The organism is Hafnia alvei (genome assembly GCF_964063325.1).
Lineage (GTDB): Bacteria > Pseudomonadota > Gammaproteobacteria > Enterobacterales > Enterobacteriaceae > Hafnia > Hafnia alvei_B.
The window spans coordinates 983,085-1,010,073 of record NZ_OZ061315.1 but is presented as its reverse complement, the minus strand read 5'-3'; the positions used below and the strand labels follow the sequence as shown (position 1 = coordinate 1,010,073).

23 protein-coding genes are annotated in these 26,989 nt (G+C 48.7%); 10 read left to right on the top strand and 13 right to left on the bottom strand.

Annotated elements, in window-relative coordinates; translation table 11 throughout:
- Window positions 1–15: 15 nt before the first annotated feature.
- Together guaA and guaB are read right to left on the bottom strand one after the other, a co-directional pair.
- Window positions 16–1,593: a glutamine-hydrolyzing GMP synthase gene (gene guaA / locus AB3Y96_RS04740; protein WP_072309021.1), complete on the bottom strand. Its 1,578-nt coding sequence runs from the start codon at window positions 1,591–1,593 to the stop codon at window positions 16–18.
- Between the two features lie 104 nt (window positions 1,594–1,697).
- Window positions 1,698–3,164, bottom strand: coding sequence for an IMP dehydrogenase (gene guaB, locus AB3Y96_RS04735; RefSeq protein ID WP_040046758.1), 1,467 nt, complete (start codon window positions 3,162–3,164; stop codon window positions 1,698–1,700).
- Between the two features lie 170 nt (window positions 3,165–3,334).
- Here guaB and xseA point away from each other — a divergent pair, with 170 nt between their 5' ends.
- The 3 genes from xseA (at window position 3,335) to AB3Y96_RS04720 (ending at window position 7,861) form a co-directional block, all read left to right on the top strand.
- Window positions 3,335–4,711 carry an exodeoxyribonuclease VII large subunit gene (gene xseA / locus AB3Y96_RS04730; protein WP_367298602.1) on the top strand — a complete coding sequence of 459 codons (1,377 nt, stop codon included), beginning with the start codon at window positions 3,335–3,337 and terminating at the stop codon, window positions 4,709–4,711.
- Window positions 4,712–5,087: 376 nt separating this feature from the next.
- Window positions 5,088–6,659, top strand: a complete 1,572-nt coding sequence (gene malX, locus AB3Y96_RS04725; protein WP_367298601.1) for a maltose/glucose-specific PTS transporter subunit IIBC — start codon at window positions 5,088–5,090, stop codon at window positions 6,657–6,659.
- A 14-nt stretch (window positions 6,660–6,673) separates the two neighbouring features.
- A complete protein-coding gene (locus AB3Y96_RS04720; protein WP_367298600.1) occupies window positions 6,674–7,861 on the top strand; it encodes a MalY/PatB family protein in 1,188 nt (395 codons plus the stop codon).
- 54 nt (window positions 7,862–7,915) lie between these two features.
- Here AB3Y96_RS04720 and AB3Y96_RS04715 read toward each other — a convergent pair whose 3' ends face one another.
- The 11 genes from AB3Y96_RS04715 to ndk all read right to left on the bottom strand — a co-directional run bounded on the left by AB3Y96_RS04715 (window position 7,916) and on the right by ndk (window position 19,262).
- Window positions 7,916–8,140 (bottom strand): zinc ribbon domain-containing protein, encoded by a 225-nt coding sequence (locus tag AB3Y96_RS04715; protein ID WP_367298599.1) that lies wholly within the window; start codon window positions 8,138–8,140, stop codon window positions 7,916–7,918.
- Window positions 8,141–8,149: 9 nt separating this feature from the next.
- Window positions 8,150–9,106 (bottom strand): AEC family transporter, encoded by a 957-nt coding sequence (locus AB3Y96_RS04710; RefSeq protein ID WP_072309026.1) that lies wholly within the window; start codon window positions 9,104–9,106, stop codon window positions 8,150–8,152.
- Between the two features lie 131 nt (window positions 9,107–9,237).
- Window positions 9,238–10,725 (bottom strand): ribosome biogenesis GTPase Der, encoded by a 1,488-nt coding sequence (gene der / locus AB3Y96_RS04705; RefSeq protein ID WP_043491279.1) that lies wholly within the window; start codon window positions 10,723–10,725, stop codon window positions 9,238–9,240.
- A 147-nt stretch (window positions 10,726–10,872) separates the two neighbouring features.
- Entirely contained in the window at window positions 10,873–12,051 is a 1,179-nt protein-coding gene (bamB, locus tag AB3Y96_RS04700) for an outer membrane protein assembly factor BamB (protein WP_025800434.1), read from the bottom strand.
- An 11-nt stretch (window positions 12,052–12,062) separates the two neighbouring features.
- Window positions 12,063–12,683, bottom strand: coding sequence for a YfgM family protein (locus AB3Y96_RS04695; protein ID WP_367298598.1), 621 nt, complete (start codon window positions 12,681–12,683; stop codon window positions 12,063–12,065).
- Window positions 12,684–12,697: 14 nt separating this feature from the next.
- On the bottom strand, window positions 12,698–13,972 hold the full coding sequence (gene hisS, locus AB3Y96_RS04690) for a histidine--tRNA ligase (RefSeq protein WP_072309028.1): 1,275 nt from the start codon (window positions 13,970–13,972) through the stop codon (window positions 12,698–12,700).
- A gap of 133 nt (window positions 13,973–14,105) precedes the next feature.
- Window positions 14,106–15,230, bottom strand: coding sequence for a flavodoxin-dependent (E)-4-hydroxy-3-methylbut-2-enyl-diphosphate synthase (gene ispG / locus AB3Y96_RS04685; RefSeq protein WP_025800431.1), 1,125 nt, complete (start codon window positions 15,228–15,230; stop codon window positions 14,106–14,108).
- Window positions 15,231–15,433: 203 nt separating this feature from the next.
- A complete protein-coding gene (rodZ, locus tag AB3Y96_RS04680; protein ID WP_367298597.1) occupies window positions 15,434–16,444 on the bottom strand; it encodes a cytoskeleton protein RodZ in 1,011 nt (336 codons plus the stop codon).
- Window positions 16,434–17,186, bottom strand: coding sequence for a type IV pilus biogenesis/stability protein PilW (gene pilW, locus AB3Y96_RS04675; protein ID WP_072309030.1), 753 nt, complete (start codon window positions 17,184–17,186; stop codon window positions 16,434–16,436). The genes rodZ and pilW overlap by 11 nt, the downstream gene beginning before the upstream one ends.
- 87 nt (window positions 17,187–17,273) lie before the next feature.
- Window positions 17,274–18,485: a bifunctional tRNA (adenosine(37)-C2)-methyltransferase TrmG/ribosomal RNA large subunit methyltransferase RlmN gene (locus AB3Y96_RS04670; protein WP_367298596.1), complete on the bottom strand. Its 1,212-nt coding sequence runs from the start codon at window positions 18,483–18,485 to the stop codon at window positions 17,274–17,276.
- A gap of 345 nt (window positions 18,486–18,830) precedes the next feature.
- Window positions 18,831–19,262, bottom strand: coding sequence for a nucleoside-diphosphate kinase (gene ndk / locus AB3Y96_RS04665; protein WP_025800427.1), 432 nt, complete (start codon window positions 19,260–19,262; stop codon window positions 18,831–18,833).
- Window positions 19,263–19,690: 428 nt separating this feature from the next.
- Here ndk and AB3Y96_RS04660 point away from each other — a divergent pair, with 428 nt between their 5' ends.
- The 7 genes from AB3Y96_RS04660 to AB3Y96_RS04630 all read left to right on the top strand — a co-directional run bounded on the left by AB3Y96_RS04660 (window position 19,691) and on the right by AB3Y96_RS04630 (window position 26,581).
- A complete protein-coding gene (locus AB3Y96_RS04660) occupies window positions 19,691–23,230 on the top strand; it encodes an RHS repeat-associated core domain-containing protein (RefSeq protein ID WP_367298595.1) in 3,540 nt (1,179 codons plus the stop codon).
- Window positions 23,227–23,739 carry a M91 family zinc metallopeptidase gene (locus AB3Y96_RS04655; protein ID WP_367298594.1) on the top strand — a complete coding sequence of 171 codons (513 nt, stop codon included), beginning with the start codon at window positions 23,227–23,229 and terminating at the stop codon, window positions 23,737–23,739. Before AB3Y96_RS04660 ends, AB3Y96_RS04655 begins: the two co-directional genes overlap by 4 nt.
- 8 nt (window positions 23,740–23,747) lie before the next feature.
- Complete coding sequence (locus AB3Y96_RS04650; protein ID WP_367298593.1) at window positions 23,748–24,212, top strand: hypothetical protein; 465 nt, start codon at window positions 23,748–23,750, stop codon at window positions 24,210–24,212.
- Between the two features lie 65 nt (window positions 24,213–24,277).
- Entirely contained in the window at window positions 24,278–25,360 is a 1,083-nt protein-coding gene (locus AB3Y96_RS04645) for an RHS repeat-associated core domain-containing protein (protein ID WP_367298592.1), read from the top strand.
- On the top strand, window positions 25,357–25,608 hold the full coding sequence (locus AB3Y96_RS04640; protein ID WP_367298591.1) for a hypothetical protein: 252 nt from the start codon (window positions 25,357–25,359) through the stop codon (window positions 25,606–25,608). The genes AB3Y96_RS04645 and AB3Y96_RS04640 overlap by 4 nt, the downstream gene beginning before the upstream one ends.
- 35 nt (window positions 25,609–25,643) lie before the next feature.
- Entirely contained in the window at window positions 25,644–25,994 is a 351-nt protein-coding gene (locus tag AB3Y96_RS04635) for a hypothetical protein (protein ID WP_367298590.1), read from the top strand.
- Window positions 25,995–26,221: 227 nt separating this feature from the next.
- Window positions 26,222–26,581 carry a hypothetical protein gene (locus AB3Y96_RS04630; protein WP_367298589.1) on the top strand — a complete coding sequence of 120 codons (360 nt, stop codon included), beginning with the start codon at window positions 26,222–26,224 and terminating at the stop codon, window positions 26,579–26,581.
- Window positions 26,582–26,989 lie beyond the last annotated feature (408 nt).

The following is a 26,989-nucleotide window of genomic DNA, read 5'->3' as shown; positions in this document are numbered from 1 at the left end:
ATAATCCTTAAACGATTATTCCCACTCAATGGTAGCCGGTGGTTTGCCGGAAATGTCATACACCACGCGGGAAATGCCGTTGACTTCATTGATAATGCGGTTAGACACGCGGCCAAGGAAATCGTATGGCAGATGTGCCCAATGCGCAGTCATGAAGTCGATAGTTTCTACCGCACGCAGAGAGACAACCCAGTCGTATTTACGGCCATCACCCATCACGCCAACGGAACGAACCGGCAGGAACACGGTGAATGCCTGACTCACTTTGTTGTACAGGTCCGCTTTGTGCAGTTCTTCGATGAAGATAGCATCCGCACGACGCAGTAGATCGCAGTACTCTTTCTTCACTTCGCCCAGCACACGTACGCCTAAACCAGGACCAGGGAACGGATGGCGATACAGCATGTCGTATGGCAGGCCCAGTTCCAAACCGATCTTGCGCACTTCATCTTTAAAGAGCTCTTTCAGCGGTTCAACCAGACCCAGCTTCATCTCTTTTGGCAGGCCGCCCACGTTATGGTGAGACTTAATCACGTGCGCTTTGCCCGTTGCTGACGCTGCAGATTCGATCACGTCTGGGTAGATAGTACCCTGTGCCAACCACTTAACGCCTGGCTGTTTACACGCTTCTTCATCAAAAACTTCAACAAATACGCGGCCAATGGTTTTACGTTTAGCTTCAGGATCGCTGATGCCAGACAGCGCGCTCAGGAAGCGCTCTTCTGCCTTAACGTGGATGATATTCAAGCCGAACTTATCGCCGAACATATCCATAACCTGCTCACCTTCGTTCAAGCGCAGCAGACCATTATCAACGAATACACAGGTCAAACGTTTACCGATGGCACGATGCAACAGCAGCGCGGTCACAGAAGAGTCAACGCCGCCAGACAGGCCTAGGATCACTTCATCCTCGCCCACTTGTTCACGCAGACGTACCACCGCATCTTCGATGATCGTTGCTGGCGTCCACAGCGCTTCACAGCCACAGATATCCAGAATGAAACGCTCCAGCATGCGCTGGCCCTGATGAGTATGAGTCACTTCAGGATGGAACTGAACGCCGTAGAAGCGTTTTTCGTCATTCGCCATAATGGCGTAAGGACAGGTTTCAGTGCTGGCAACGGTGACAAAATCGGAAGGAATAGCGGTAACTTTATCGCCATGGCTCATCCAAACGTCCAGCACTGGAGTGCCGTCTTTAGTCAGAGAGTCTTTGATATCGTCAAACATTTTGCTGTGCGCGGTCACTTCAACCTGCGCATAGCCAAATTCGCGTTCGTTTGAGCTTTCTACATGGCCACCCAGCTGCATCGCCATGGTCTGCATGCCGTAACATACGCCGAATACAGGCACACCGGCAGTAAAGACATATTCTGGCGCACGTGGGCTGTTGTTTTCAGTCGTACTTTCAGGGCCACCGGACAGAATAATACCGCTTGGGTTGAATTCACGGATCTGCTCTTCGGTAACATCCCATGCCCACAGCTCGCAATATACGCCGATCTCACGTACGCGGCGTGCCAGAAGCTGAGTGTATTGGGAGCCGAAATCCAGAATCAGAATGCGATGCTTATGAATATTTTGAGTCATGTCAGGCCTTGTTTAGAAAAATAAATAGCCAAAAAAAACGAAAATAGGTCACTGAATATTGAGCGGCGAGAAACAGCTTTGCGCCCTCGCCGCCTGTAGAGATATTACGAACCCATGCGGTAGTTCGGTGACTCTTTGGTGATGGTCACATCGTGAACGTGGCTTTCTTGAATCCCTGCTCCGCTGATGCGAACAAATTCAGCTTTGGTACGCAGTTCATCAATGGTTGCACAGCCTGTCAAACCCATGCATGAGCGTAGACCGCCCATTTGCTGATGGATAATCGCTTTCAGGTGACCTTTGTAAGCTACGCGGCCTTCGATACCTTCAGGAACCAGTTTGTCGGCAGCGTTATCGCTCTGGAAGTAACGGTCAGAAGAACCTTTAGACATCGCGCCCAGTGAACCCATACCGCGATATGATTTGAATGAACGACCTTGGTACAGTTCGATCTCACCAGGGGATTCTTCGGTACCTGCCAGCATCCCCCCCACCATGACGCAGCTTGCGCCAGCGGCCAGTGCTTTCGCGATATCACCGGAGAAACGGATACCGCCATCGGCGATAACAGGAATACCGGTACCTTCCAGCGCTTCAACGGCGTCGGAAACGGCGGTGATCTGTGGAACACCAACGCCGGTAACAATACGTGTAGTACAAATAGAACCAGGGCCGATACCCACTTTAACCGCGTTCACACCGGCTTCAGCCAATGCTCTAGCGCCCGCAGCCGTAGCCACGTTGCCGCCGATAATTTGCAGGTCAGGGAATTTAGCGCGAGTTTCGCGAATACGCTGTAACACGCCTTCAGAATGGCCGTGGGAAGAGTCAATCAGCAGTACGTCAACGCCGGCTTCAACCAGCGCTGCAATGCGCTCTTCGTTGCCTGCACCAGCACCAACCGCAGCACCTACGCGCAGACGGCCATGCTCATCTTTACAAGCGTTAGGTTTGCGCTCTGCTTTCTGGAAATCTTTAACGGTGATCATGCCGCACAGGTGGAAGTTTTCATCGACAACCAACGCTTTTTCCACACGTTTTTCGTGCATGCGCTGCAGAACAACTTCGCGAGCCTCACCTTCTTTCACGGTAACCAAACGCTCTTTCGGCGTCATTACCGCAGTAACAGGCTGTTCTAAATCGGTAACAAAGCGCACGTCACGACCTGTGATGATACCAACCAGTTCCAGATCGTCAGTAACGACTGGATAACCCGCAAAACCATTACGCTCGGTCAGCTCTTTCACTTCGCGCAGAGTGGTGGTTGGCGTCACCGTTTGAGGATCTTTTACCACGCCGCTTTCATGTTTTTTGACGCGGCGAACTTCTTCAGCCTGACGCTCAATAGACATGTTTTTGTGGATGAAACCAATACCGCCTTCCTGTGCCAAGGCAATCGCGAGGCGCGCCTCGGTAACGGTGTCCATTGCCGCAGACAGCATTGGGATATTCATACGAATGGATGAAGTCAGCTGAGTGCTAAGATCGGCAGTGTTTGGCAGAACGGTAGAATGGGCTGGAACTAAGAGAACGTCATCAAACGTTAGGGCTTCTTTTACGATACGTAGCATGGGCAATATCTCACCAGAGTGGTAAATCAAATAGATTTAATATTGCCGCGGCATTATACAGGCCGAAAACGGTTGCCTCCAGTACTTTTTATAAAAAAGTCTTGCGAAGGTCATTCAAGCATGTAGTATCGACTGATTAACACCTTGATTTAGAGTTTGATCTACGTCACATGTCGCTGCTATCTTCCCCACCAATTTTTACCGTTAGCCGGTTAAATCAGACCGTCCGTCAGCTGTTAGAAATGGAAATGGGGCAGATCTGGTTATCAGGCGAAATCTCCAATTTATCTCAGCCTTCATCGGGCCATTGGTACTTCACGCTGAAAGACGATCGTGCTCAGGTTCGCTGCGCGATGTTCCGCAATAGCAACCGCCGGGTCACTTTCCGCCCGCAAAACGGTCAGCAGATTTTGATGCGTGCCACCATCACGCTGTACGAGCCGCGTGGGGATTACCAACTGATTGCTGAAAGTATGCAGCCCGCCGGTGATGGTTTGCTGCAACAGCAATTTGAGCAGTTGAAGCAACGCTTACAGGAAGAGGGTCTGTTCGATCCTGCCCACAAGAAACCATTACCGTCGCCAGCCCACTGCGTGGGCGTTGTGACTTCATCAAGCGGTGCCGCGCTGCACGATATCCTTAACGTATTAAAACGACGCGATCCGTCTCTGCCAGTCGTCATTTACCCGACCGCCGTTCAAGGCGCAGATGCACCAATGCAAATTGTGCGCGCCATTGAATTAGCCAACCAGCGTAAAGAGTGTGATGTGCTGATTGTCGGTCGTGGCGGTGGCTCGCTTGAGGATTTATGGAGCTTTAATGATGAGCGCGTGGCGCAGGCTATTTTTGCCAGCCTAATCCCTATCGTAAGCGCCGTTGGCCATGAAACCGATGTCACTATCGCTGATTTCGTTGGCGATCTGCGAGCGCCAACGCCGTCCGCGGCCGCAGAATTAGTCAGCCGCAATCAAACCGAGCTCATGCGCCAAATGCTTTCACAGCAGCAGCGCATGGAAATGGCGATGGATTATTATCTTGCTCGGCATCAGCAGCGCTTCACTCGCTTGAATCATCGTTTACAGCAGCAGCATCCACAGCTACGTCTGGCACGCCAGCACACATTGCTGATTAAGCTACGCCGCCGTTTGGACGAAGCGGTGCAAACGCGCCTGCGCCTGGCGGAGCGCCAGCAAGAACGTGCCAATCAGCGCCTAAATCAACAGCAGCCTTCTGTACGCATCCAGCGCCATCAACAGCGCATCGAGCAGCTTCACAACCGGCTGGAATTACTCGTCCAACGCCAGCTTAGCGGCAATCGTGAACGCTTTGGCGCACTCTGTTCGCAGTTAGAAGGCGTTAGCCCACTTGCAACGCTAGCGCGCGGATTTAGCGTGACGCAGCCACCAAGCGGCGGCGTGCTGAAAAGCATTAAGCAGGTGACTCATGGCGATCTGTTAAAAACCCGAGTGCAAGACGGGTGGGTCGAAAGCACCGTGACATCCATCGCAACACTGCCTAAAAAGCGTAACGTGAAACATGACTCGTAGGCCTAAATAGTGAGTTCTGTGATGTAGGTCACTTCGCATAATAAAAGCGGTGACCTGAATCCTGTTTATACCCACTTTCGTTATTCTGTCATCCCTTCCTTGCTTTATAGATAAAAACAACGCATTTAAATTTCACTTTGCTTTTGATTGGTTATGAATCGAAAGCTAAATGGCGTGAAATCGATGCAAAATAAAACTGTGATCCTCAGTGCATTCTATAAACACCCGCTTTGTTTTAATTCCTCACAGCCCATTAAGGCTATTAGGGGATCATCATATTTATTAAATATCTCCTAGTTCACAGATAAAACATTATCACCATTCGTTTTTAATAATGGCGGTTTATTATCATTACCTGTTTATTGGGAGTGCCCACATGTCGGACACAAAATCTTTTAAGTCAAGGTTATGGGAATTTTTTCAAAGTCTAGGAAAGACTTTTATGTTTCCCGTTTCGTTATTGGCCTTTATGGGTTTGTTATTAGGCGTCGGAAGTTCAATTACTAGTCCCTCTACCATCAAAAGCTTTCCATTTTTAGGCAATGAATTAGTTCAGCTAACGTTTGGATTTGTTGCAACCGTGGGTGGGTTCGCATTCACTTACTTACCTATTATGTTTGCAATGGCAATTCCATTAGGTCTTGCTAAGCGTAATAAAGCCATTGGCGCATTTTCTGGTTTTGTTGGCTATATGATAATGAACCTTTCTATTAATTATTATCTTATGAGTAGTCATCAACTTGCCGATGCAGCACATATGAAGCAAGCTGGGCAGGCCATGGTATTAGGTATTCAGTCGCTTGAAATGGGCGTTCTCGGCGGGATTGTTGTTGGGGTTATTACCTATTTCTTGCATGAGCGTTTTCAAGATACGCAACTCCATGATGCTTTTGCCTTTTTTAGCGGCATCCGCTTTGTACCAATCATCACAGCACTCACGCTCTCTATCGTTGGGCTGATCATTCCATTTTTGTGGGAATATGTTGCCATCGGCATCACTGCCATTGGGCGATTAATTCAGAGCACTAACGTATTTGGCCCATTCTTATATGGCGTCGGCGTTCTATTATTAAAACCATTTGGCTTACACCATATTTTATTAGCCATGGTAAGATTCACACCGGCAGGTGGCACCGAATTCGTCGGCGGGCAAGAAATATCAGGAGCCCTTAATATTTTCTATGCTGAACTAAAGGCCGGCTTGCCATTTAGTCCACATGTAACGGCGTTTCTCTCTCAAGGCTTTATGCCAACCTTTATCTTTGGCCTACCTGCTGTTGCTTATGCTATTTACCGTACCGCTAAGCCTGAAAATAGACCAATTATAAAAGGACTTTTACTTTCTGGTGTTTTAGTTTCCGTAGTAACAGGCATATCAGAGCCGATTGAGTTCTTATTCTTATTTATTGCACCTTTCTTATATGTCTTCCACGTTATCATGTCGGGTCTAGCGCTTATGGTTATGGCACTTTTAGGTGTTACCATAGGGAATACCGACGGTGGGATATTAGACTTATTAATATTCGGTATCATGCAAGGAACGGCAACAAAGTGGCATCTCATATTCCCAGTTGGCATTATTTGGTTTGCGATTTATTTCTTTGTATTTCGTTGGTATATCCTCAAACACGATATTAAAACACCGGGCAGAGAAGATGATGACATCAGCGTGACTGCGAAAGCAGAACAGAAAGCTGAAAAGAAGAAAGGCTCCAAATACGATCCCGAGTTAATTCTCTCGGCGTTGGGTGGCAAAGATAATATCGACTCTTTAGATAACTGCATCACTCGCTTGCGCTTGGTGGTAAAAGATATGGCGCTTATCAATAAAGATATATTAAAGAAAGCAGGCGCACTTGCCGTCGTGGTTCTCGATAGCCATAGCCTACAGGTTATTATCGGCCCACAGGTACAAAGCGTTAAAACCGGCATTGAAGCATTAATTTAGCCCAAGGGAACCGTATGTATAATTTTGATGAGATTATCGATCGTAGCGTTGATAAATGCCGCAAGTGGGATTATGACTACGTCTGCTCACGCTTTGGGGCTGTGCCAAAAGATTTTATTCCCATGTGGATTGCTGACATGGATTTTAAATCGCCACCGGAGATCATCGCAGGACTGCGCCAAATCGTTGAGCACGGTACTTTCGGCTATACCTATTGCTTTGATGAGTTCTATCAGGCCGTCATCGATTTTCAAGCTAAGCAGCATAATGCAGATATTGCACGAGAGTGGATCACGCTCACCTATGGCACAGTCTCAACGCTGCACTATACCATTCAGGCATTCTGCAACGCAGGCGATGCTATTCTCATGAACACGCCGGTGTACGATCCCTTTGCATTGGCGGCAGAGCGCCAAAAAGTACGCGTAATAGCCAATCCTCTGGTTGCCGTAAATCAGCGCTATCAGCTCGATTTCGAAAAATTAGAGCAGCAGATAAAAGAGCACCAGCCAAAACTCTACCTGTTTTGCTCACCGCACAATCCATCAGGAAGAATTTGGACGGCGACAGAGATCCGTCGGGTGTCTGAACTGTGCCAAAAGTATCAGGTGATATTAGTTATTGATGAAGTTCACGCTGAGCATATTCTGCACGGCACCTTCATCAATGCCTTAAATGAGGGCTGTGCGCATGCAGATAATCTTATTCTGCTCACCTCCCCCAATAAGGCCTTTAATCTCGGCGGGCTTAAGACTTCTTATAGCATTATTCCCGATGAAGAATTACGTGCACGTTTTCGTCAGCAGCTAGAGAAAAACTCAATTACCTCGCCGAATATGTTCGGCGTATGGGGATTAATTTATGCCTATACGCAAGGATTGGACTGGCTAAAAGCCTTGAATAGCTACTTAGCTGAAAACGAACGTTATCTTTATGAGTTCATTAGTGAGCGCCTACCAACATTAAAGATGATGCGTTCCGAGTCATCGTATCTCGCGTGGATTGACGTTAGCGCAACAGGAATGAGTGCCTATGATTTTACACATCGGCTGGCTCATGAAACCGGCGTAGTTGTTGAAGATGGCACGCACTACGTACAAAACGGTGAGCTCTATATCCGCATTAATTTTGGCACGCCGAAAGCGCTTATTGAACAAGCGATGGCTCGTCTGGAAGGTTTTGTTCAAAGGCACCGCGTGTAGGGAGCCAAACCGAGCTAGCGTAAGCTAGGCGCACGGATGCGCCTAGTTTAAAATTTACGCTTTAACCGCGTAGCTAAATACCACGCGTTTCTTGGAAATCATTCCATGACCGTTCGGGCAAAAATAGTCAACGGAGCCACAGGCTTTCAATTCCTGAAGTGGCTTACCACAATCTGGACACTCAACACGTTGCTGGTAGGTTTGCTGGCAATGCTGACAAAAATAATCGCCCTGCCGCCACGCCATTTCATGCTGACACTTCGGACAAAACACGTCCATTTAAACCTCCTAAATAACACCCCAGCCGCGTAGAAAATAAAGCCCCAGCGCCGTGGTGAAAAAAGATCCTACGGTAGTAATCGCAATAATATTAGCCGCTAAGGTTGCATTTCCGCCCATCGCTCTCGTCATTACGTAGCTAGCTGCGGCGGTTGGCGTGGAAGTGAACAAGAAAATAACCCCCAACGTCACACCACGAAACCCAAACAGCCAGCCGCCCAACGTCATAAGTACTGGGACGGCAATTAACTTAGCCGCACTAGAATAGCCAGCCACGTTAGAAGAGCTGAACATGGCATGCCAATCGATACTTGCTCCGGTACACAGCAACGCCAACGGTAGCGCCATCGATGAAATAAATTTCCCGGTTGAGGACAAGACTTCTGGAACCGGTAGTTTGGTCAGCGAATAGCATAGTCCAAGAACAATGCCGATGATCAGCGGGTTGGTTATAACTCCGCGTAATATCTTACCCCAGCTGATTTTCTGCTGGCCGTCTGAGCTCAATGTTCTGGTCAAGGTGACCACTGAAAGCACGTTAAACAGGATCACGGTTACAGCCATATACATCGACCCAACGGCAACCCCTTCGCTACCATAAGCGCTGGCACAATAGGCTAAACCTACAATAGCGGTATTCGCACGAAAACCACCCTGAACGAAAATACCTCGCTCACGCGGCTCTTTCACCAATTTGAGTGCAACCAATTCCAGCAGCAAGAAGCTCACCACTGTTGCCACGCCCCCATAAACAACAAAAGCTAAATTATTGCCAAGCGTCGAATGATTGGTAGCAATGCTGAAAAAGAGCAGACAAGGAAGTGAGAGATTAAACACCAGACGGGTAGCGCCATCGCAGAAAGCATCATCTAATAGACGAAACCGGCGCAGCACAACGCCCAGCAGCAACATCAGTAAATTGGGCACCGTAACACCAAAGGCAAAACTCCACGTCTCCCACGACATACTCAAATCCTTGTTGGCGTTGAAAAAATAGTTTGCAGACGAAGAGAATACACTGAAAATTCACGGCGCTACCATAAAAAAATAGGGCGCATATTCTGCGCCCCATCATAACTTTGCGTATTAGCTATACGTTATTTGCTCTTTTTAATATGAGCAAGCAGACGTTTACGTTTACGCAGCTGAGTTGGATTCAGCATGTTACGTTTACCCGCATACGGGTTATCGCCTTCTTTAAACTGAATGCGAATAGGTGTTCCCATCACTTTAAGTGAACGACGGAAGTAGTTCATCAGGTAACGCTTGTAAGAATCCGCAAGATCTTTCACCTGATTGCCGTGGATCACCACAATCGGCGGGTTATAACCACCGGCATGGGCATATTTCAGTTTTACACGACGACCACGAACTAACGGCGGCTGATGATCTTCCTGCGCCATGTTCATGATACGCGTTAGTAAGGATGTACTTACGCGGCGAGTCGCACAGTCATAGGCTTCTTGAATGGATTCAAACAGATTACCCACACCGCTGCCATGTAATGCAGAGATAAAGTGAATGCGCGCGAAGTCCACAAAGCCTAAACGCAGATCCAGCATCTCTTTGACCTGAGTTTTGACGTCTTCAGACAGGCCATCCCACTTATTGACCACAATTACCAGTGAGCGCCCACTATTCAGGATAAAGCCTAATAGCGACAAGTCTTGGTCTGAAATACCTTCACGAGCGTCAATCACCAGTAACGCAACGTTCGAATCTTCAATCGCCTGCAGCGTTTTGATGACGGAAAATTTCTCAACCGTATCGGTCACTTTCCCACGCTTACGCACCCCAGCGGTATCAATCAGCACGTATTCGCGCTCATCACGTACCATTGGGATATAAATGCTGTCACGCGTCGTTCCCGGCATGTCGTAAACCACAACGCGATCTTCACCCAGAATACGGTTGGTTAGTGTGGACTTACCGACGTTTGGACGACCAACGATAGCAATCTTAATAGGCAGATCTTGAGGATTGAAGTCGTCTTCTTCCTCTTCAGCCATCTCATCGGCTTCATCCGCTTCAAGCTCAGCCCAGTAGGCCGCGTTAGCTTCTTCTTCCGTCAGCTCCCGCTCTGGTTCTGGCGCATCAACGAAGGGGATCAGCGCTTCTTCAATCAGCTGAGCAACGCCACGGCCATGGGAGGCTGCAATTGGATAAACTTCGCCAAAGCCTAATGAGTAAAAATCGCCGATGGCAACGTCAGGATCGATACCATCAGTTTTGTTAGCAACTAAGAAAGTGGCTTTCTCGCGGCTACGTAGGTGCTGGGCAATACCTTCATCGGCAGGCATTAAACCCGCACGAGCATCAACCATAAACAGCACGATATCCGCTTCTTCAATCGCCATTAACGATTGCTCAGCCATGTGCGTTTCAACGCCATTTTCAGTGCCATCAATACCACCGGTGTCGATGATAATGAATTCATTTCCATTAACTTCAGCACGGCCGTATTTACGGTCACGGGTCAACCCAGGGAAATCCGCAACCAACGCATCACGAGTGTGCGTTAAGCGGTTAAATAAGGTGGATTTACCCACATTCGGGCGCCCGACCAGCGCGACGACAGGTATCATTGTTGAAGCCTCTATTACTTAATTTAATTCCAAATACGCGGGGAATATTCACTCCCGAGCAAGGACTTTTCAGAAGACGAAACGGCCCCTGAGGTGATCAGGAGCCGTTCCCAGACGGCTAATTCGCCGCCCTAAATAATTGTTTTATTAGCGAGTAAATGCGTAAACTTTACCGCCACGAGCCTGAATAATCAGCTTATCGCTGGCTACCAGAGGCGCGCTGAGCAGACCAGAGCTGTCTACTTCTTGCTGAGCGACAAAACGCCCATCATCGGTATTGAGCCAATGCAGATAACCTTCGCTATCACCCACGACTAAATAGCCGTTATACAGCGCAGGCGCGGTCAGATTACGGTGCAATAAATCGCTTTGTTTCCACAGAGAAACACCGCCATCAGCGCTTAATGCCGCAACGCGGTCATCTTGGTCAACAACATAGATACGGCCTGCATCAACGATGAAATCGTTCACTGAACCCATCTCGCGTTTCCATTGGATTTGTCCAGAACGCAGATCCAGCGCCGCCAAGTTACCGTTGTAACCCAGAGAGTATACAACACCATCGACTACGACAGGGGTAGTATCCACGTCATTTAAGCGGTCGATTTCGGTTGAACCCATTGGCTGTGCAACACGCTGCTGCCAAATCATTTGGCCTTGCTGCATCATGATTGCGCTAACGCGACCATTGTCACCACCAACGATAGCAGCACCAAATGCCGTAGCAGGCGCTGACTCACCACGTAAGGTCAGAGAAGGCATATCAAGGTTAACGGTCCACTTGATAGAACCATCTGCTTCATCTAACGCCTGCAGCATACCGTTGGAGGTATGGATCAATACCAGACCATCGCTAATCACTGGGCGAGAGATAGCTTCACCAGCAACCGTCGTTTTCCACGCTTCGGCACCGTCTTCAGTACTCAGCGCATACACAACGGCACGTTCTGAACCAACAAAGACTTTTCCGCCAGATACCGCTAAACCACCAGACAACAGCGCTGTTTTGTGTGAGAACCAGCCATCTTTTTCAGCCAAGTTCACAGACCAAACAACGTCGCCGCTATCCGCATCCATTGCTTTTACTACACCCATACGGTCAGCCGCATAGATGCGGTTATCCTGCCAAGTTGGACGCAGGTGGGAATAGAACTCACCGACACCATCACCGACTGACGTGCTCCACACCTTGTTCGGTGTGAATTGGTTTTCAACTTTTGGCAACGGTGACATGGTGACCACATCAGTTTCACTGCTGAACCAAGAGCATCCGCTCAAAAACGTCACAGACAGCAATCCGACCAAGAGCGTTTTACGCAATTGCATTGATTATCCCCTTAGTTGGATAAATTGTTCAGTTTCATGCGCAGTAAACCCTGCAATGACTGGGAAGCATCAGAGGCTAAGCCTTTGCTGTATGCTTCACGGGCGCCTTTTACGTCGCCTTTCTTAACCAGCACATCACCGCGAACATCCTGCGCCATAGCAACCCAGCCGGTCGCTTTAATTAAATCCAATGTTTTGAGTGCGTCGTCCAGCTTATTTTCCTGCAGCTGCACACGAGCTAAACGCAAATCAATCAGGGATTTCAGATTTTCGTCTTTAGTTTGACCTTGAGCCCAAACCAGCTGCTGTTCAGCTTTAGCAAAGTTCTTCTGGTCAACTTCATGTTGCGCTAGCTGCAAAGCAGCCAAAACACCATAATTGTTAGCGTTTTTTTCAATAAACTTTTCAGCCAACGCCACACCATCGGCTTTACCACTGGTCAGCGCTTCACTTGCTTGCTGGTATGACTGGGATGCCCCGGTCATCTCTGCCTGCTGATGATTCTGCCAGTAACGCCAACCGAGCAGTGCGCCAATCCCAATTACAACACCAATCGCCAACGCCTTACCGTTTTCGATAAAGAAGCGGCGCAGGGCATCAACTTGTTCGTTCTCTGTGCTATAGACTTCCACTGTTCTCTACTCCTTTACGCCAACATTGATGCCAGGAGCGCCGCAACGTCATCCTGTGCAATAGTTTGCTGATCGCCACTTTGCAGGTTCTTAACATTCACCTGGCCCGCATTCATCTCATTTTCGCCCAATACCAGTGCAACGCGAGCGCCCCACTTATCAGCACGGGCGAACTGCTTCTTAAAGTTACCGCCGCCATAGTTGGTCATCAGTTTGACCTGCGGATATGCATCACGAATTTTTTCTGCCAAACGCATAGCAGCGCTTTGTGTACCTTCACCGGAAGAAATCAGATAGACATCAACGGCGCGCTGAGGTTGGAAATCAGGGTTTACCGCTTGAACCAACAGAACCAGACGTTCCAAGCCCATGGCAAAGCCAACCGCTGGCGTAGCATGACCGCCAAGCTGAGCAACCAAGCCATCATAGCGTCCACCTGCACAAACAGTACCTTGCGCGCCTAAGCTATTCGTCACCCATTCAAATACGGTACGGTTGTAGTAGTCCAAACCGCGAACCAAACGCTCATTAACGGTATACGCAATGCCCGCTTCATCCAGCAATTTGCACAGGCCAGCAAAATGCTCACGAGACTCTTCGTCCAGATACTCTGACAGACGCGGTGCATCGTTGAGCAACGCCTGTACGTCTGGATTTTTAGAGTCCAGAACGCGCAGCGGATTGCTATACATACGGCGCTTGCAGTCTTCGTCCAACTTGTCTTTGAACTGTTCCAGATAGGCCACTAATGCATCACGATAGTTAGCACGAGCTTCCTGAGAACCGATTGAGTTCAGCTCCAGAGCAACGTGCTCAGAGATCCCCAGCGCACGCCACCAACGAGCCGTCAGCAGAATGAGTTCTGCGTCTACATCAGGACCATTCAGGCCAAAAACTTCAGCGCCCAGCTGGTGGAACTGGCGATAGCGACCTTTTTGCGGGCGTTCATGACGGAACATCGGACCGATATACCATAAACGTTGTTCTTGATTGTACAGCAGACCATGTTCGATACCGGCACGCACACAGCCAGCTGTCCCTTCAGGACGCAGCGTCAGGCTGTCACCATTGCGGTCATCGAAGGTGTACATCTCTTTTTCAACGACGTCGGTCACTTCACCAATCGCACGTTTGAATAACGGGGTCTGCTCTACAATCGGCAAACGGATTTCGCTGTAACCGTAGCTGGTCAGGACTTGTTTGAGCGCAGCTTCAATCGGCTGCCAAAGCGCCGTGTCTTCCGGCAGGTAGTCGTTCATGCCACGAATAGCTTGGATATTCTTCGCCACGTCAATTCTCTATACTATGTAATTCAAAAAAATGACCCCGATTATGGAGGATTGAAGCCATCTCATCAATCGGGAGCATTGTTTATTCAAAGCAAATGAGATTACAGGCCGCCTAAAGCGACCTGCTATTCAATTACTTCTCGTCGATCTGGCTGACTTCGATGCGCTTGTTAACATCCAGCATCGATGCTTTGGCACGGATCTTAGCCTCTAGCTGATCGATCATCTGTTCGTTATCAAAACGCTCTTTTTGACGCACACCGTCTTCATAGAAGCCGCTCTTGTTGTGTCCGCCTGTCACGCCAATCGTTGAAACCAAGGCTTCGCCTGGGCCATTCACCACACAACCAATAATCGATACATCCATTGGTGTGATGATGTCTTCCAAACGCTGCTCTAGGGCATTTACCGTGCCAATAACGTCAAATTCCTGTCGTGAGCAGGTCGGGCAAGCGATAAAGTTAATCCCACGCGAACGAATACGCAGCGACTTAAGAATATCAAAGCCCACTTTCACTTCTTCAACAGGATCTGCCGCCAGCGAGATACGCAGCGTGTCACCAATCCCTTCGGCCAGCAGCATGCCTAAGCCCACTGCTGATTTAACCGATCCACTACGCGCGCCTCCTGCTTCGGTGATCCCAAGATGCAGAGGCTGATCGATACGTGAAGCTAACAGACGATAAGACTGTACCGCGAGGAATACGTCTGACGCCTTTACGCTGACTTTAAACTGATCGAAGTTAAGACGATCAAGAATATCGACATGACGCATAGCTGACTCGAGCAATGCTTCAGGCGTCGGTTCGCCGTACTTCTCTTGAATATCTTTTTCCAGCGATCCGCCGTTAATTCCAATACGGATGGGAATATTTTTATCACGCGCACAGTCAACAACCGAGCGAATGCGTGATTCGTTGCCGATGTTGCCTGGATTAATACGCAGACAATCAACGCCATACTCAGCAACTTGCAGCGCAATGCGGTAGTCGAAATGAATATCGGCCACCAGTGGCACTGAAACCTGCTGCTTAATCAGTTTGAATGCTTCAGCAGCATCCATAGTCGGAACGGAGACACGTACAATATCTACGCCAACACGTTCAAGTGCGCGTATTTGTTTTACCGTGGCATCAACATCCGTTGTTTTGGTGTTAGTCATCGACTGTACGGCAATCGGTGCACCATCACCGATAGGCACATTACCGACATAAATGCGGGTCGATTTTCTCCGCTTAATGGGTGACTCATTATGCATATTAATTCTCCATGAATGTCGTGCTATCAATTGAAGCGCGCATATTCTGCTTACAACATTTAACCGACAATCAGGTAAACAAAGTACTTGTACTGCCAACGCTGTACAAAATAAACCGCCTTGCCCCTGCTTAATGCAGAATGTCAGAGCGGTTCATTTCGTATTCACAGCACGCTGCATTCACCATAGGTGACTCTACCGAATCACTCAGCATTCAACGTCAAACGAGCAACCTGACTTGATTTGATAAAGCGGCTCAAATCAACTGGCTTACCTTGATACGTGATATCCACGGCGGCTGGTGCACCAATTTTCAGCTTATACGGTGCCGTACCGGCTAAATCCAGTGAAGCACCGGATTTTTGCATTCCGCTGAACAGCGTTTTACCCGTTGCGTCTTTAACTTCTAACCAGCAATCAGCTTTAAATTTCATCGCTAAGTTGTTGGATGCTGACGCTGCAGAATCAACGGTCGCCCCTGCGGTTGGTAGAGTTGCGCCATTCGCAGTGGTGGTATCAACCGGAGCCTGACTCGGAGCAACAACGGTATTATTGCTTTGGTTTGGCTGGGTTGGAGCCGTTACGGCTGGCGCGGTAGCGGCATCAGTAGGTGCCGCGGCCGCTTGACCATTATCTGCTGCGGTCACTGATGAATCTGGCGGTGTACCGACAGACTCTTGAGTATCCGCAGATTGCGCAGCTTCATCAGAACCATTAGCCGATTCTGACGGTTGTAACTGACCATTTTTTGCCAGCTGAGCAGAAGACTCATCCGCCATTGTCGCAATATCTTCTTGTTGAGCTTTGTGATTTTCCCACCACCAAGAACCGGTGATGCCAATAACCACAAATACCACCAACCAGGTAAACATCATCAGCCAACCATCGCGCTTTTTGCGTTTTTTACCCAGTGAGAAGCTTTGCATCGGCGCAACTTTTGCCGCCTTCAACGGCGCCTGCTTTTCTAACAGCGGCGTTAGTTCGTCTTCCGGGATATGGACCAGTTTTGCATAGGAACGAATATATCCACGCAAAAACGTTGAGGCCAAATCAGCCGGAGCCTTGTCTTCTTCAATATCGCGAACCGTTGAAACTTTCAGGCACAGACGTTCTGCAACAGCCTGCTGTGTAAGTTCTAACTTTTCGCGCCCTTGGCGCAGGCGTTCGCCTGTAGTCAATGGAGCTGTTTGATCTTGGGGGGCTTCAGTATTCATTCGCTAGGAACTGCTGGTACTGTTGAGATTGTGGAAAATTTCGCGCTAGTTGTTTGCCATAACGCTCTAAGTTCGTTTGGCGCCCATCTAACGCAGCGAAGCGGATTTGTAACCATAGGCTATTGGCACTCGCCGGTAGAATATGATTGTAAACATCCAACATTACTCGCGCATCTCCGCGCTTCCCTTGGTCAAATTCTCGGATAGCTTCCGCAATTAGCGAAACTCCCTTATCCGGATCGCTCTTCAAAGCGCGACTAAATAATTTTCGCGCTTCGTCAGTCTGTCCTGCTTTTAGAAAACAATAACCTGCATTTTCGAAGCTATCTGCAACCTGACCGTAATCAGGAAGATTTGCAGCTGAACTAAACTGTTGTTGTGCCGCTACATACTGCCCTAAACTACACAGAAACGCACCGTAATTATTCATCACAGTGCCATTCTGTGGCGCTAAATTCATCGCTTTTTGATAACTTTTCTGCGCAGCATTGTTATCGCCCGTGCGTTGCTGGTAAAGCGCCATGCCAAGCTGGGTTCGGTAATCATCTGGAGCCGCATCTCGTGCCTTCTCCAGATTTTGTTGGGCGGCTTTTAAGTCGCCCTGATTCAAGTATTCCAAGCCAAGTTCGAGCCGGCTTTGCGATGCCGCAGCCATCTGCTCTCCTTCGGGTTTAGAGCTTGAACAGCCCACCAACAAACTCGCCGTCAGTAGTCCTATTACCCATCCCATTTTTAGCTTCATTGCTTTACCCCGTTATCCTTTTCGCTGAATCATCAAAAAATCTGACCAACAATGCTAGGGAAATCACTAATATGCATGCGCTCTGCGTCAGACCTCGCGAACCATAATAGGTTCACCGGCCATTTTTTTCTTAATCGTGCGTTTCGTGCGGTCAATAACATCACCGGCCAACTGTCCACAGGCCGCATCAATGTCATCACCACGCGTTTTACGCACAATTACGGTAAAACCATATTCCATCAGAACCTTAGAAAAACGGTCTACGCGGCTGTTTGAGCTACGTCCGTAAGGTGCATCAGGGAACGGGTTCCATGGGATCAGGTTAATCTTACATGGGGTATCTTTCAGACACTCTGCCAACTGATGTGCGTGATCCATACCATCATTGATATGATCCAACATCACGTACTCAACCGTGACACGTCCTTGATTAGCGTTAGATTTCTCTAAGTAGCGGCGCACAGCCCCAAGGAAAGTCTCGATATTGTATTTACGGTTGATAGGCACAATTTCGTTACGAATTTCATCCGTCGGCGCATGCAGAGAGATAGCCAGCGCCACGTCGATCATGTCACCCAGTTTTTCCAATGCAGGGACAACACCTGATGTCGACAAGGTGACACGACGCTTAGACAGACCAAAACCAAAGTCGTCCAGCATGATATTCATGGCTGGCACAACGTTATTCAGGTTCAGTAAAGGCTCGCCCATCCCCATCATCACCACGTTGGTGATCGGGCGTTGGCCGGTAACTTTGTGAGCACCAATAATCTTAGCTGCACGCCATACCTGACCGATAATTTCAGATACGCGCAGATTGCGGTTAAAGCCCTGCTGCGCGGTAGAACAGAATTTACACTCCAACGCACACCCCACCTGCGAAGAGACACACAGCGTGGCGCGATCGTCTTCTGGGATATAAACCGTTTCTACACGTTGGTCGCCGACCTGAATCGCCCATTTAATGGTGCCATCGGTTGAGCGTTGCTCCTCGGCCACTTCTGGTGCGCGAATTTCAGCGATCTCTTTGAGTTTGTTACGCAACACCTTATTGATGTCGGTCATCTCATCAAAATTATCGCAGCAATAGTGATACATCCATTTCATCACCTGATCGGCGCGGAACGGCTTCTCACCTAACTTAGCGAAGAACTCACGCAGTTGTTGGCGATCAAGATCGAGAAGGTTAATTTTTTCCGACGAATTGGCCGGGGCAGGTTGCACAGTATCAACCTGCGCAGCATTTACTGGTGCGCTAATTTCAGACAAGTTTGACTCGACGACAATAGATTCAGACATAGCATCTGAATTGGATGAATGGGGGGTAGTTGTTGGATCTTCAGACATGCTTATAGACATACTAAACTCTGGCCTCGTTGTTACACTTTGCGGCACGGTATTAAAGTGACTAACCCGACAAGCGTAGTGCCTGTTGGCGACGGATACAAACCCAGTTTGCATCTGATTCAGTCTTGCTCGGTACAACACATTAAAAACACTTATTAAATAAAGCGGTTAGCAATGTGCTTAAAAAAAAGTCCCTGAGGATAATCACTCAGGGCGCGGTATTGTACTCGGTCTCTCATCGGTATGCTATGCCATTAGGCTTAGCTTAACGAATCAATTCCCGATTTGCGTAATCGATTAACGAGTGCGCGGGCAAACTTCATTGTTTGCAAAGAAATATGCGATTTCGCGCTCGGCGGACTCTAATGAATCAGAACCGTGAGCGGCATTTTCAGTCAGGCTATCCGCATAGTCAGCACGCAATGTGCCAGCTAAAGCATTTTCAGGATTGGTCGCGCCCATGATTTCACGATTACGACGAACGGCATCTTTGCCTTCCAGAACCTGAACCATGATTGGGCCAGAAGTCATGAAATCCACCAGACCGTCAAAGAACGGGCGACCTTTGTGTTCGGCATAGAAACCTTCAGCCTGTTCACGAGTCAGATGAACCATTTTTGCCGCAACAATTTTCAGGCCAGCTGCTTCAAAGCGAGAATAAATAGCGCCGATAACATTTTTAGCCACCGCATTCGGTTTTACGATGGAGAAGGTACGTTCTACTGTCATTTAAACCTCTGTCTAACTTCCAATGAGAGCCGTTATTTCCGCTGGACCTTGGCATAACACCAATGATTCTAGGGATACTTTTTATGAGTTTACGAGCAGTAAGAGGCAGATGGAATATTTTTAGAGCACTAACCATTTGAATGAAAGGATTATTCTCTTATTTCACACCTCAAAAGCCGAACCCCGGCTATGAATCGCCGCCGATTATAGATGGGCGGCTAATATTTGCCTATTGAAATGAGATAAAAATGTTAAGGAAATATTACTTTTTTGATTTAAAGCACATCTTTCAGATGTAGCCAGACTAAAGGATAAAACACTTAATTTTCCCTTAATTAATTCATAAATCAAACGCCATTTAACAATCCCTCAGCCCGTGGCATAGATAAGCACACTCGGTGTGAATATTACGTACAGGGATAAGTGCGATGGCAGGATTACCCGCAGCGCGTCAAACAGACGAAACTACAATCGGCGGCCCTATCACGCAGGGCTCGTTAGGCGTGTTGATCGGCGCGCCCAGCGGCGTGGCCTGTTCGACCTGTCCCAATGGACAAAAAGTCGGTAAGCCCGTCAACCCGTTATTGGGCGCCAAAGTCCTCTCCGCCGAAACCGACGTTGCCTTACCGGCCGCCGTGCCCTTCATTCTGTCTCGCAGCTACAGCAGCTACCAAACCGATACCCCTGCGCCTGTCGGACTGCTCGGCCCCGGCTGGCAATTGCCCAGCGGCGTCAGCCTGCTGGTGACCAAAGCCGGCCTTATCCTCAACGACAACGGCGGGCGCAGCCTGCATTTCAACACGCTCGCCGTTGGTGAGGCGCATTTCAGCCGCAGCGAATCCCTGTGGCTGGTGCGCGGCGGCCTGCTGGAACGCGACAAAAACCACCCGCTGGCGATGCTTTGGCACACCCTACCCGAATCGTGGCGGTTAAATTCACACCTGTACTTGAGTACCGCCGATGCTCTCGGCCCGTGGTGGGTGCTCGGTATTTCGGAAGACGAAGGCCACACCACACTCCCTGCCCCCTTATCCGCGCGGCGTTTTTTGCGCGGCATGCGTGACCGTTTTGGGCAGGAATTACAGTACTTTTATGATGGCACCGGCGTCATCACCGAGGTTGAGGACAGCGTGGGGCGGCGTTATCGGCTTGAGCACCAGCATATCGCCGAGGCGGTCTGTACGCAGCGCGGCGGCTGGGGACGTGACAACGGCGTTCGCCTGTCGGCGGTGTATTTGGTGCATGACCCTGACTTTCCCGATGTGCCCGCTGAGCCGCTGGTGCGTTATGAATACACCCCGCGCGGTGAACTACAAACCGTGTATGACCGCAGCGGGCAGGCCATTCGCCAGTTCGCCTATCATCCCGATTTACTCGGACGCATGACCGCCCATCGCTATCTGGGTCGCCCCGTCAGCCGCTATACCTACGATGCACAGGGCCGCGCCGTGACCCAAAGCAACCCCAACGGGCTGGATTATCAGTTCGATTACGCGGCAGATAGCACCACGGTGACCGACAGCCTAGGTCGTCGTGAAACCTACTATTACACCGGTGAAAAAGGCCTTAAACGGGTGGTGAAGCGCACCTACGCCGACGGCAGCGAAAGCCACAACGAGGTGGCGGGTTATCTGTTGATGGCGCAAACCGATGCGCTGGGGCGAAAAACGGCGTTCACCCACGATATTACCACCAGTCAGCTCACCAGCATCGTCGCCCCCGACCGCACCCGCTTTGGCTATAATCTCCACGGTTTACTGACTCAAACGATACTGCCCGATGACCGTCGCCTCACGCGCAGCTATGACGCGCTTGGCCGCCTGACCGCAGAAAGTGATGCCCTTAACCGCACCGTGCGCTATGCCTATGCCGATGACAGCAGCTCACAGCCCTGTGCCATCACCGATGCGGGCGGCGGAGAGAAACGCCTGACGTGGACGCGCAGCGGCCAGCTGGCCCGCTACACCGACTGCTCGGGCAACACCACCGAATACCGCTATGACCGCTGGGGGCAGCGCCGTGAGATTTGCCGCCCCGCAGCCCTCACCTTACGTTATGCATACGACGCTCGTGGCCGCCTGATAAGCACGGAAAATAGCACCGGTGAACGCACCCAGTATCACTACAATCCCGCGGGTGATTTAATCACGCTGACCGAGCCCGACGGCAGCCAAACCGTGATGACCTACGATGACAACGGCCGTTTGCTCACGCGCACCCACGGCGGTGCCACCCAGCAGTTTACCTATGACGCCGCCGACCGACTGATTGCGCTCACTAATGAAAATGATGCCCAGATGCGTTTTACCTATGACGCGATGGACAGATTGGTGGAAGAAGTGGGCTTTGACGGACGGGTTCAGCGCTATCGCTACAACGCGGCTGGGGAATTAATAGAAAGCGACGATGCCGGCCTGATAACCCAGTGGCAGCATGATATTTTGGGTCGATTGGTGAGTCGCACCCACGCAGTGAGTCACGATACAGAAAATACAGAAAGCGAGATAACGCGTTGGGAATATAACCTCGACGGCCAGCTAATAGCCGCGCATCACGTCAGCGAAGGCTACCCCGTCAGCATGTTGTTTGAACGCAACCTGTCTGGGCAAATTAACCAAGAGCAGCAGATTGTCCGCGCGCCCGACGGCAGCGTGTTGTGGCAACACCGCATCCAGCATCGTTATGATGCCAACAGCGCCCTGCTGTTCACCACGCCCGATGGCCTACCTACCCTGCACTGGCACACCTACGGCCCCGGTCATCTGCTCGGCGTGGCGCTCGGCGAACACAGCCTACTGGAGTTCGACCGCGATACCTTACACCGAGAGACTCAGCGCCGCTTTGGCGAGAGCGTGTTGGAAACGGGCTATACCGAGGTCGGACGCCTGCACAGCCTCACGCTCAGTACCCCCAACGCCGACCCGCGCGCACAGGAATACCGCAATACGCCGCGTGGCCAGCTGAGCGATATCGTCAGCCCATTCTCATCCCAGCATTATGAATATGACGCCGCCGGCCGCCTCATCCATGAACGCAGCGCCCACCGCGGCGCAGACTACCACCTTGACCTTGCGGGCAACCGACTCATCAACCGCTACATGCCCGAAGCTTTTATGGCCGACATGCGCCATCCGGGTAATCGCCTGAGCGAAGATGCGCATTATTATTATCAGTATGACCAGTACGGCAACCTCAGCCAAAAAACCCGCAAACGCGACGCGGGCGAAGTCCATCACTACCGCTACGACCGCAGCCATCGGCTCGTCAGCTACCTCTGCGCGCAAGACGGTGAACCCCTGCGCGGCGGCCGCTACTGCTACGACCCGTTAGGGCGACGCATCGGTAAACAGGTCATGCAGCGCAACCAACCCAAGCACATCAGCTGGTTCGGCTGGGACGGCGACAAACTGGTGCTCACCGAACGCGATGGCACCCGCATTCACACGGTCTATTTGCCCCACAGCTTTGTGCCCCTGCTGCGTTTTGAAGGCGATAAGCCGCCCACAATTACCCCGCTGGCCGACAAACTCGAGCAGGAAGTGGGTATTACCCTGCCGCCCGATTTCAAGCAAACCCTGCACCACATCGAGCAGGCGCTACGCGACAACCGCCTCAGCGAAGAACAGCACGCGTGGCTCAATCAGGTTCAGCTCAGCCCGGAATATCTGGCCACCCTAATCGACCCGCTGCCGGATACGCCCTACGCCGCCCAGCTGTACGACTGCAACCACCTCGGCACGCCACAACAGCTCATCAACCTCAACGGCGATATCGACTGGTCCATCACGCTGGACGCCTGGGGCAATGCGCTCAGTGAAGAAAACCCGCATCAGCTGCACCAGCCAATCAGAATGCAGGGGCAGCAATACGATGAAGAATCCGGCCTGCACTACAACCGCCATCGCTATTACGATCCGACGATAGGGCGGTATATTACTCAGGATCCTATTGGGTTGAGGGGGGAATGAGTTTTTATTCCTATCCTGTGAACCCGTTGCAATTTATAGATCCATTGGGGTTAAAGTTCAGTGTCACTGGAGATAGAACAGATTTTGATACAGCAATTACGTATCTGAAAAAAGATCCAGGGATGGCGAAAATGATTAATGAAATAGAAAAATATAAATATTCACTAGGAGTCGATACTAATACGAATAGTACCAATGGCGATAACTTTAATAGTATGGTGATGAAAATTCATTGGAACCCACATGCAGCCTTATTATGTTCCAATGGTAAAAAACAATCTCCTGCCTTGGGCCTCGGGCACGAAATAGCACATGCTCACGAGTATATGTTTGGAAATATAGATGATTATTACAAAAGAATAAATAGCAAAATGAGCAATTATGAAAACAAAGAAGAGTATAGAGTCATTACAGGCCCAGAAAGCACAGCGGCTAAAACTTTAGATGAGGGAATAAGAACAGATCATTTTGGAACTGATTATTCCGTCCCCAGCCCAATATCTCACTGAGAAATATCATGAAACTATTTTTAATATTAATATTTTTTGTATCCTCTCAATCCTATGCAAAAAATGCTATCGATGGTACATTAATAGAGACATTGCAATGCTTTAAAAATGGAGTAATCGACACCATAGAAATTAAACATATGCCATCGTATATACTAACCAGATCTAACGTAACCCCAGATAGCCTAGAACAAATGTACAGTTATAAAGTAACCATTCGAAATTTTTTCGATACACCTTATGGTTTTAAAATAACTAGTTCAGTCAATAAAACCAGAATAAAAAAGAGCACATTCAATGGAGACCTTAGATGGAGTATACTTTTATTTGATAACAAAAACATAGTATGCTCAGTTTATTTTGATGGCACTGGTTCATATGGCGAAATCAACGGTGAAAAATATTATTTCACCGACAATAAAATTCTGAAATGGATAAATAAAAACATTAGTTTCATTACTATGAATGATTAGAATCTATAAGTATTGATTGCTGTAGGTTATGGGTAGTTATCTCGCAGCACAACAGATGAGACAATATGACATTCACTTATTGGCGATATAATCTCGCGGGCAACCGACTCATCAACAGCTATATGCACGAAGCTTTTATGGCCGACATGCGCCATCCGGGCAATCGCCTGAGCGAAGATGCGCACTTTTATTATCAGTACGATGCCCACGGCAATCTTACTCAAAAAACCCGCAAACGCGACGCGGGCGAAGTCCATCACTACCGCTACGACCGCAGTCATCGGCTCGTCAGCTACCTCTGCGCGCAAGACGGTGAAGCCCTGCGCGGCGGCCGCTACTGCTACGACCCGCTGGGGCGGCGCATCGGTAAACAGGTCATGCAGCACGACCAGCCCAAGCACATCAGCTGGTTCGGCTGGGACGGCGACAAACTGGTGCTCACCGAGCGCGATGGCACCCGCATCCACACGGTCTATTTGCCCCACAGCTTTGTGCCCCTGTTGCGGTTTGAAGGCGATAAGCCGCCCACAATCACCCCGCTGGCCGACAAACTCGAGCAGGAAGTGGGTATCACGCTGCCGCCCGATTTCAAGCAAACCCTGCACCACATCGAGCAGGCGCTACGCGACAACCGCCTCAGCGAAGAACAGCATGCGTGGCTCAATCAGGTACAGCTCAGCCCGGAATATCTGAAAACCCTGCTCGACCCGCTGCCGGATACGCCCTACGCCGCCCAGCTGTATGACTGCAACCACCTCGGCACACCGCAGCAGCTCATCAACCTCAACGGCGATATCGACTGGTCCATCACGCTGGACGCCTGGGGCAATGCGCTCAGTGAAGAAAACCCGCATCAGCTACATCAGCCAATACGAATGCAGGGGCAGCAATACGATGAAGAATCAGGCCTGCACTACAACCGCCATCGCTATTACGATCCGACGATAGGGCGGTATATTACTCAGGATCCGATTGGGTTGAGGGGTGGGTTAAACTTTTATGTTTACCCTTTAAGTTCTCTTCAATTTATAGATCCATTGGGTTTAGCATCAACTAAACTGGATGGAAAAAAATACAGGTACATAACAATGATGTTGATCCTTGGCCAAGCAAGCCGCATGGACATATTTACGATGAAAATCAAGTGATTGATAAGAATGGGAAAATATTCGATAAGTCGACAGGTAAAGAAATATGTTCTTTATCAAAAAAATCATTGGCCAAATGGACAGAATTTCTTGGGAAAATTGGTAAACTTTCATTTATCGGTGATATTGTGATATTCCATGATCTTCTTACTAATGAAGCTAAAGAGAGATGTGAAAATGGGGATTTTGGTATGTGTGGTGTTTTAAAAATTTTAGATAACGAACAGAGCAATCCAAATGAAATATAATACTTCACTTAAAGTCAGTCATGAAGGAAAAGAAAATGAAAACAATAAAAACACCCCCTATCATCGATGAACAAAATTATTTATTTTTTTGCAAAACTTGGGATGAAAATGATGATATTTGGGTAGACTCCTCTGAGTTAACTCACTCAGATGACATTGTGAAATATGTAAGCCTAGCGTTTGCCTTTCCTAATGAAAATTTCACCACAGTGATACTTAGTGAAATAGCAGAAAAAAAACAGACTCCAATGGCTTTGCTAAAAAAAATCATCTTATTCGGCGTTCAAGGAGCTATTGAAAGTGTCTGCATGCGAACTGATCTTAATGAGAATCTAGAATACACATGCAATTCACTTAAATTGGAACATGAAAAGAAAAAAGTATAATTCATACTATTGATTTAATATAAAAAGAAACAGCAATTATTTTAGTATAAAAATACATACTCTAAAAAAATACAATCGTAGGAATTATTATCATTAATTGATAGAACTCATATACACATGAGAGACTCTTGCCGGATATTTGTAAGGCTATTCAAGCATGTGTTTTATATTCAAAAGCCTCGGTGGAGAAATTCAGAATGCTAACGAGACCTAAAGATGGCGTTAATATGGAAAAAAAAGAATTCCTTAGTCTAATGAAGTTCCCAGATGAATGGACAGAGCTAGATATGTATCCCGATGAGTTATTTACTGGACAGTTAAAATTATATAAAACAGATAATGACAGTGACGGTTCTGAACATTATAGAAATGGTGCATTTCATTGGTGGATAAAAATAAATCCAAGCAATTTATTTTTATTAAACCTAGTTAAACTAAGTTTCCTAGACCCTGACCAATTGATGGCAGAGGATATAAGATCATATATAATAAAACAAATAAACTATGACGAAAAGGTTGAGGGAATGATGAAAGAAATGTATATACAGAACCTAAAATTCATCGCAAATGCACGCGAAAAATCATAAATTGATAACGATAAATCTAAAGAAATTGCACTCAAACATTGTAATGGAATATTACTAGATTTCCGACTAGTGCAATGGTTAATAAACCTCATCTAAGTACTGGTCGGATCTTCTTTCTTAGGTAGATCCGTAGTCATTCAATACCGATAATTTCGCCGTAGAAATGTACATCACTAACTAGGGATTAGAATATTGGATGGAGCAATAGGCAGAGTGCCTCCCATCAACTGCACCAGCCAATAAGAATACAAGGCAGCAATATGATGAGGAATCAAGCCTACACTATAACCACTATCGATGCTGCAACCCGACGATAGGTCGGTATATTACTCAGAGTCCAAATAGTTCGCTGGCGCAATAAGAGGTCGGAACAGCCGCCTGAACTGAACAATCGAGCTCGACGCATGG